Source organism: Tahibacter caeni, from assembly GCF_024609805.1.
Lineage (GTDB): Bacteria > Pseudomonadota > Gammaproteobacteria > Xanthomonadales > Rhodanobacteraceae > Tahibacter > Tahibacter caeni.
Genome location: NZ_JANFVR010000223.1, coordinates 1 through 7996, shown reverse-complemented (window position 1 = coordinate 7996; position 7996 = coordinate 1). Strand labels below are relative to the sequence as shown.

Genomic DNA, 7996 nt, shown 5'->3' with positions numbered 1-7996 from the left:
CGCCAAGCCCGCGGCCGCGGAAAAACCCGCCGCCGCCCCGGCAGCGTCCGCGCCTGCGACGGCGCCGACGGCGGCGCGGGCCAGCGGACGCAAGGCCGACATCGAGGCCGAGGTCGTCGTGATCGGAGCGGGCCCGGGCGGCTATACCGCGGCGTTCCGCGCGGCCGATCTCGGCAAGAACGTCGTGCTCGTCGAGCGCTATGCGGTGCTCGGCGGCGTCTGCCTCAACGTCGGCTGCATTCCGTCCAAGGCGCTGCTGCACGCCGCGCGCGTCATCGACGAAGCGCGCCAGTTCGCGAGCCATGGCATCACGTTCGGCGAGCCGGCCGTCGATCTCGACAAGCTCCGCGCGCACAAGTCGGCCGTCGTCGCGCAGCTGACCGGCGGCCTGACCGGCATGGCCAGGCAGCGCAAGGTGCGCACGGTCACCGGCTCGGCGAAATTCGTCTCGGCCAACGAACTGGAGATCACCGCGGCCGACGGCGCCACGCAGCTGCTGCGTTTCGAGCACGCGATCATCGCGGCCGGTTCGCAGGCGGTGAAGCTGCCGGGCTTCCCGTGGGACGACCCGCGCATGATGGATTCGACCGATGCGCTGGAACTGGCCGAGGTGCCGAAGTCCCTGCTCGTCGTCGGCGGTGGCATCATCGGCCTGGAGATGGCCTGCGTCTACGAGGCGCTCGGCGCCAAGGTCACGGTCGTGGAGCTCATGGACCAGCTGATGCCGGGCGCCGATCCGGATCTCGTGCGTCCGCTGCAGCAGCGCCTGCAGAAGCGCTACGCCGGCATTCACCTGAAGACCAAGGTCGCGAAGATCGAAGCGCGGCCCGAAGGCCTGCTCGCGACGTTCGAGGGCGACAAGGCGCCGGAGCCGGCCACGTACGACCGCGTGCTCGTCGCGATCGGCCGTTCGCCGAACGGCGGCAAGCTCGACGCGCACAAGGCCGGCGTCAACGTGACCGAGCGCGGTTTCATTCCGGTCGACCGGCAGATGCGCACGAACGTGCCGCACATCTTCGCGATCGGCGATCTCGTCGGCAATCCGATGCTCGCGCACAAGGCCACGCACGAAGGCAAGGTCGCGGCCGAAGTCGCCGCCGGCCACAAGAGCGAGTTCGTCGCGCGCGTGATTCCGAGCGTGGCCTATACCGATCCGGAAGTGTCCTGGGTCGGCGTGACCGAGGCCGAAGCGAAGAAGCAGGGCATCGCCTACGGCGTCGGCAAGTTCCCGCATGCGGCGTCGGGCCGCGCGATCGGCATCGGCCGCACCGAAGGCTTCACGAAGCTGATCTTCGACGAAGCGACCCATCGCGTGATCGGCGCCGGCATCGTCGCACCGAACGCCGGCGATCTGATCGCCGAGATCGCGCTCGCGATCGAGATGGGCGCCGAAGCCGCCGACATCGGCCTGACCATCCATCCGCATCCGACCCTCAGCGAGTCGGTCGGCATGGCCGCCGAAGTCTACGAAGGCACCTGCACCGACATCGTCGTGCCGAAGAAGAGGTAGCCGTTATGTTCGATGAAGGCAGGAAATGGTTTGCGCCAAGAATAGAGTGGCAGGAAATCAACGTCGAGCACAAAAAATTTCCCAAGCAACTGCGTGAGAGATTTGAAGGATTCTATTTCGTACCGGCTGAGCAACTGCTGGAGAAGGACAACGACTTTGCGGCTGGCGTACTGATTCTCTGCGCACTCGACGCGATCGCACGGCTCTGGACCGGTAAGCCGGGGCAAGTTGGAGCTCGGTTTAAAGAAGCAGCGGAGGCAATGGGCATGTCGAAAGGACAGGCGGCCCAGTTTTACGACGGCTACCGCAACGGCCTGATTCACGAAGCGCGCATCAAAAGCGGAGCCTGCTTCGACAAGTCCCGCGGCGACTTGATCGGGGAAGTCGATGGCGGCGTCGTCGCGAATCCTCGGCATCTCCTTCGCAACGCACGCCAACTGCTTGACGAGCTGTTGGCCGACAGCAACCACCGTTTCTCGAAGAACGCCCTGCCGTTGCTGCGCCAGGATATGGCTGAGGAGTAACGGCGACGCCATGGAAATCCGATGGCGCCGGTCTCCCCCGATATCGCCGCTTTCCGTCTTCGTGATTGCATACCGATCTATCTCCGTCGAATTTGAGTGAGTGCGGCACGTTCGCGTTCGCCAGCGCCTACAGAAAATCTGTCGGCTGCGACGACGAGTGCGCTGCACCCTGGATTGACCGTCAATTGCCCGCCGGATGCCCAATGCCGTGGGTATTCTGCATATTCCCGTGTCGCTGGAGCGAGCGATGAAAACGCTGGGACTGCTGGCCGGCATGAGCTGGGAATCGACGATTCCCTATTACCGTCACATCAACGAACGCGTGCGCGAGCGGCTCGGCGGACTGCACTCCGCGCGGCTCGTGCTGTACAGCGTCGACTTCGCCGAAATCGAGCAGTTGCAGATGCAGGGCGACTGGGGCGAAGCCGGGCGCCGGCTCGCGGCGGCGGCCGCGGCGCTGCGCAGCGCCGGCGCCGAGGCGATCGTCATCTGCACGAACACCATGCACAAGGTCGCGCCGGCGATCGAAGCCGGCTGCGGGCTGCCGCTGCTGCACATCGCGGATGCGACCGCGGCGCGGATCCGTGCGGCCGGGCTTGCGCGCATCGGCCTGCTCGGCACGCGCTTCACGATGGAACAGGATTTTTACCGCGCGCGGCTGGAGCGGCACGGCCTCGACGTGCTCGTGCCCGACGCCGGGCAGCGCGACCTCGTGCACCGCGTGATCTATGACGAGCTCTGTCGTGGCGTCGTGCGCGAGGACTCGCGCGAACGGTATCGCGACGTCATGGCCGACCTCGTGCGTCGCGGCGCCGACGGCATCATCCTCGGCTGCACCGAGATCGGCCTGCTCGTCGGCGACGCGGACACGACGGTGCCGACCTTCGACACGACGCGGATCCACGCCCAGGCCGCGGCGGATTGGGCGCTGGACTGAACGTTGCGACACTTTGCACATTCGCGATCGGGGATTTAGATGGATGTGAGAGCTTCGGCGAGCCTGCTCGTCTTCGTCGTCATCGTCGTTTGTCTGCTGCTGTCGGCTGGCTGGCGAATCGGGCTCGCGCGCCGGCGCGAGCAGGCCCGCGTGGCACTGCGCGCCAGTCACGTCGGTACGGCGACGGGATTGGAGTGGATTCCCATACAGGTATCCCGGCCTGCCTGGTACCGGCGGCTGCATGCAGGGCATGAAGCCGGCGGCTGGCTCGGCATCGATGGCGAAGCCGACGCCGTTCGGCTGCTGGCCCAGCGCGGTGACGATGACCTGATTGACCGCGTCTGGCCGCTGGCGCAGATCCGGGCGAAACCCGGTTCGCTGCGTCACAGCGCGCTGCCGGGTTTCCTGATCGGCAGCGAACCGCTGTTGCTGGCCGGCGACGCGGGAGCCAACGAACTGCGCAGCTGGCGCGCGACCCAGGCGCTGCTGCAGCGGCTGGAGCCGACGGCCGTGGCGACACCCGCGGGCCTGTTCCCGCTGGAGAGCAATCGCTGGAGCCTGGCCTGCAGCGTGCTGTTCTTCGTGCTGATCCTGTACGGCTTCGTCGACAAGATGACGACGCCGTATGTTGCGCTCGCGCTGCCGCCGGTCGTGAACGGCGTGGAGGATCTGCTGCCGCTGCTGGCGATTCTGGCCGTGCCGCTGCTGCGCCGGGGGCGGGTGCCGTCGAACATGGCCTGGATGCTCGCGCTCCTGCTCGGCGTCGCGCTGAAGATCACCGCGCTGCCGCTGTTGCAGCGCATCGATGCGCTGACCGCGACCGACACGTTCGCCGAACAGCCGTACCGCCTCGAAGCCGACGGCCAGTTCGTGCCGCTGGCGGCCGGACTGCCGCCGCTGCGCCTGCGCGGCCCATTGCGCAACTACGCGCGCGATCTGCCGGTCGGCACCGAGCGGCGCTTCGCTGTGCGTCGCGGCGGCCTGGGCGTCTGGCAGCTCGACGAACGTCCGCTGCGCGAGCGCCTGCGTACGGGAGTATCGCCGGTGCGCTGAGCCGCCGCCGCCGGTCCGGCGTTGCCGTCCGGTGAACAGTGCATTCACGCCGCGAACGGCTTGATCGCCGGCAGCCCGGCCGCCATCTGCCGTCGACGCGCCGGCGCGGCGGCATTCAAGGACGCCGGCGCTTCTTTCCTCACAACCAGGAGTGTCCGCATGAAACTGTTCTTTTCCCCCGGGGCCTGCTCGCTGTCGCCGCACATCGTGCTGCGCGAGGCCGGCCTGCCGTTCGAGGCGGTCAAGGTCGATCTGGCCACCAAGCAGACCGCCGACGGCGCGGACTTCAAGGCGATCAACCCCAAGGGTTACGTGCCCGCGCTGCAGCTCGACGACGGCCGCGTGCTGACCGAAGGCCCGGCCATCGTGCAGTACCTCGCCGACCAGGTGCCGGCCAAGCAGCTCGCGCCGGCCAGCGGCAGCTGGGAACGCTACCGTCTGCAGGAGTGGCTTAATTTCATTTCTACTGAAATCCACAAGCAGTTCAGCCCGCTGTTCAACGCGGCCATTCCCGACGCGGTCAAGGATCTGCAGAAGGCCAAGCTCGCGCAGCGGTTCGGCGAGATCGCGCCGGTGCTGGAAAAGCAGGACTACCTGACCGGCAGCCAGTTCAGCGTCGCCGACGCGTATCTGTTCACGGTGCTGAGCTGGAGCAAGTACTTCCACATCGACCTGAACCAGTGGCCCGGCATCGCGCGCTTCGTCGAGCGCGTCGCCGCGCGGCCGGCCGTGATCGAGGCGCTCGACGCCGAAGCCAAGGCCAAGAAAATCGCCTGATCGTCCGCCCGCCGGCGCTCGCCTGCGCGCGTGTCGGCGCGGCCGGTTGCAAGCGCTCCGATCCGTCCGGCGTCTGACCGGGCCGAGTCGGTTGGCCCGTTTTCCGCGACGCAGGCCTGCCTGCGTCGCGAGGGCGCGAAACGCCGGCTTCGGCGTGAACGACGTCGCCGGCCGGATCGTTCCGCTCACCGCTTCGGTCCGCGCCGGGTCGCGCGGACTCTCCGCGCCGGCCCGTCTCGACCGCAGCGATGCGTGCCGCGTCAGTCCGATTCTTCGCCGGGGCCGGCGATGAACTCGGCGACTTCGTAGTGGCGCACGAGCGGCTCCATCTCGAGCAGGAATTCCTCGTCGGCATCCCAGTAGCGCGAGCGTTCGGCTTCCTTGCCGGCGAAGCGCCGCACGGCGTCCATCGAGTCCCAGAACGAGATGATCTGGAATTCGCAGTGCTCGCCCTGCACGCGGCGTATCACCTGCACGCCGCGATTGCCCGGCGTCTGCACGAAATCGCGCAGGCCGGTTTCGCGCAGATGCTCGAGGTATTCGTCGGCCTTCGCGGCCAAGGTCACACCACGCCAGACGCGGGCGATCATGCGCAGTCTCCGCAGATAGGGCGTCGCGCCGGCAGCTTGGGCGAAACCCCGTAGGCTGGAAATCGTGCCGCGTTGCAGTCCTTGGCCGTGCGGCGCCGCGGCGGGGCTTTTCGGTGACCCGGGTCACGAAAGTGCCGACAGGCGGTACATTACCGGGAATAGCCGACCGGCCGCCATGCTTATACTGCGCCGGGATGAGGGGAAGTTCGGCGAATGTTAGCGATTCGTCAACGACTCGATGCAACAGCCCCGACAGGCCGCCGGCAGGACGCCGCGCAGCCCGGCGAGCGCGGCCAGGGTCGGTCGCGTGAAAGGGGGAATCGATGGGGAGAGTGTCGTGACCGTAGTGCTCGTGATTCTGGTGCTCCTGCTCGCGGCGGCGGCCGGATTCCTGTTCTGGCAGCTGCGCCAGGCGGAAGCGGCGAAGGCGCAGCTGTCGGCCGACCACCAGCAGACCGAAGTCGAACTCAAGCAGTTGCAGTCCAGCCAGGCCCAGGTCATCCATACGACCAAGCTCGCCTCGCTGGGCCAGATGGTCGCGGGCGTCGCACATGAACTGAATACGCCGCTGGGTTTCGTCAAGAGCAACGTCGAAGTCGTCGGGGAACTGCTCGACGACTACCGCAAGCTCGTCAAGGAATACGACATCGCCGTGCAATACTGCCAGCAGCCGGTCGACCTGATGTTCGGCGCCGACAAGGAATCGCTGGACAAGCTCGTCAAGCACGTGGAGGAGTCCCGGCGCAAGCTGTTCGACGCGCGCCGCGCCGTGGAGAAGAGCAGCCTGCTGACCGAGGCCAAGGAACTGCTGGCCGATTCGGCCGACGGCATCACGCAGCTCGCCTCGCTGGTGCAGAACCTCAAGGGCTTCGCCCGCGTCGACCGCGACGGCATGGACCTCATGGACGTGAACGAAGGCGTCGAGAGCGCGCTGATGATCGCCGCGCACCAGCTGCGCGACCGCATCAAGGTCGTGCGCAAGCTCGATGCCGACATGCCGCGCGTGCGCGGCATGCCGTCGCAGCTGAACCAGGTATTCCTGAATCTCATCACGAACGCGGCCCAGGCCATGCCCGAGGAAGGCACCCTGACCGTCGCGACGCGGGCCGGCGACGGCGGCGTCGAGATCGCGTTCTCCGACACGGGCTGCGGCATCCCCGACGACGTGCTGCCGAAGATCTTCGATCCGTTCTTCACGACCAAGGCGCCCGGCGAGGGCACCGGCCTCGGTCTGTCGATCGTGCACAAGATCGTGAAATCCCACGGCGGCTCGATCAAAGTGCGAACTACGCCGAATCGCGGTTCCGAATTCACCGTCATGCTGCCGGCCGAAAGCGCAGCGCGACCGACCGTGCATTGAGAAGGGCCGAACACGTGTCCGCGACAGTTTCCATGGCGACCAGGTGCGTTTCCTCCGTTCCGCCGGGAAGATCCGGCGTGCGTTCCGGCCCGCCTTGCTGAGCGGCGGGCCGACACAGTGCTCCAGCCGGACTCCGACTTACCCCGAGATTTCCAAAGGCCGCCATGCTAGGACAGGACTTCGACATGCCCCAGGGCGACCCCAACCAGGGCCCCCTGCGCATACTGTTCATCGACGACGAGGCGCGCATCCTGCGCGCGCTGAAGGCCCTGTTCCGCGACCTCGAGGTCTATACGACGACCGAACCGGCCCAGGCGCCGGCGCTGGCCGTGCAGCACAACGTCGACGTCGTCGTCTGCGACCAGCGCATGCCCGACAAGCTCGGCGTCGACGTGCTGCGCGAGATCCGCGAACGCCATCCGCGCGCGATGCGCGTGCTGCTGACCGGCTACTCCGACCTCAAGGCCGTGCTCGGATCGGTCAACGAAGGCGAGGTCTATCGCTTCGTCAACAAGCCCTGGGTCAACGCCGACCTGCGCGCGCTCGTGCTCGAAGCCGGCGAGATCTCGCGCGAGGCGCCGGCCGTCGCGACCGACCAGCTGTCACCGAACGAGCAGAACGTCGCGCGCGCCCAGGTCGGCGTGCTCGTGATCGAGGACGACACGACCGTGCAGCAGCGCCTGCGCGAGATCCTGCAGCCGCACTACCAGGTGCGCTTCGCCAACACGGCCGAGCGCGCGATGCAGGTGCTCGAGCAGCACGAGACCGGCGTCGTCATCTCCGAGACCGCGACCAATCACGGCGCCGACCTGACCCTGATGCTCAAGGCGCTCAAGCAATATCACCCGCACATCGCGACCGTCGTCATCACGGAGCGCGCGAACGCGCAGACCGTCATCGAGCTGATCAACGAAGGCCAGGTCTACCGCATGCTGATCAAGCCCGTGCGCATGGGCTCGTGCCGCCTGAGCATCGACTCGGCGCTCGGCCGCTACTGGAAGCTCAAGCAGTCGCCCAAGGCCGTGCGTCGCTACGGCGTGACGCCGTCGGCGCAGACCCTGCAGGCGCAGAGCCGGCTGCCGAATTCGCTGCTCAACCGCATCCGTTCGCTGCCGGCCCGCCTGTTCGGCGTCGGCGGCGTGCGCATCTGAGCACCGCGACGGACGACGCGGCCGGCGACGCCGGGCACGACGCGCCGCGCGAGCAGATCCTCGTCGTCGGCGCGAGCGGCGCGGTCGGCCGTTT

At 67.5% G+C, this 7996-nt stretch carries 8 protein-coding genes; 7 read left to right on the top strand and 1 reads right to left on the bottom strand.

Translation table 11 applies throughout. From position 1 onward, the window contains the following. The 5 genes from lpdA to gstA form a co-directional block, all read left to right on the top strand. The coding region (gene lpdA / locus NON22_RS16750; RefSeq protein ID WP_257388090.1) for a dihydrolipoyl dehydrogenase at window positions 1-1510 on the top strand (1510 nt) is incomplete at its 5' end. Window positions 1511-1515: 5 nt separating this feature from the next. Next, on the top strand, window positions 1516-2034 hold the full coding sequence (locus tag NON22_RS16745; protein ID WP_257388089.1) for a hypothetical protein: 519 nt from the start codon (window positions 1516-1518) through the stop codon (window positions 2032-2034). 247 nt (window positions 2035-2281) lie between these two features. Further along, a complete protein-coding gene (locus NON22_RS16740; RefSeq protein ID WP_257388088.1) occupies window positions 2282-2971 on the top strand; it encodes an aspartate/glutamate racemase family protein in 690 nt (229 codons plus the stop codon). 39 nt (window positions 2972-3010) lie between these two features. Then, window positions 3011-4024, top strand: coding sequence for a hypothetical protein (locus NON22_RS16735; RefSeq protein WP_257388087.1), 1014 nt, complete (start codon window positions 3011-3013; stop codon window positions 4022-4024). A gap of 159 nt (window positions 4025-4183) precedes the next feature. Further along, complete coding sequence (gene gstA, locus NON22_RS16730) at window positions 4184-4801, top strand: glutathione transferase GstA (RefSeq protein ID WP_257388086.1); 618 nt, start codon at window positions 4184-4186, stop codon at window positions 4799-4801. 260 nt (window positions 4802-5061) lie between these two features. Here the strand turns inward: gstA and NON22_RS16725 are convergent, their stop codons facing one another. Continuing rightward, a complete protein-coding gene (locus tag NON22_RS16725; RefSeq protein ID WP_257388085.1) occupies window positions 5062-5391 on the bottom strand; it encodes a hypothetical protein in 330 nt (109 codons plus the stop codon). 337 nt (window positions 5392-5728) lie between these two features. Between NON22_RS16725 and NON22_RS16720 the strand changes: the two genes are divergently transcribed. Together NON22_RS16720 and NON22_RS16715 are read left to right on the top strand one after the other, a co-directional pair. Beyond that, window positions 5729-6751, top strand: a complete 1023-nt coding sequence (locus NON22_RS16720) for a sensor histidine kinase (protein ID WP_257388084.1) — start codon at window positions 5729-5731, stop codon at window positions 6749-6751. A 185-nt stretch (window positions 6752-6936) separates the two neighbouring features. Beyond that, window positions 6937-7902, top strand: coding sequence for a response regulator (locus tag NON22_RS16715; protein WP_257388083.1), 966 nt, complete (start codon window positions 6937-6939; stop codon window positions 7900-7902). Window positions 7903-7996 lie beyond the last annotated feature (94 nt).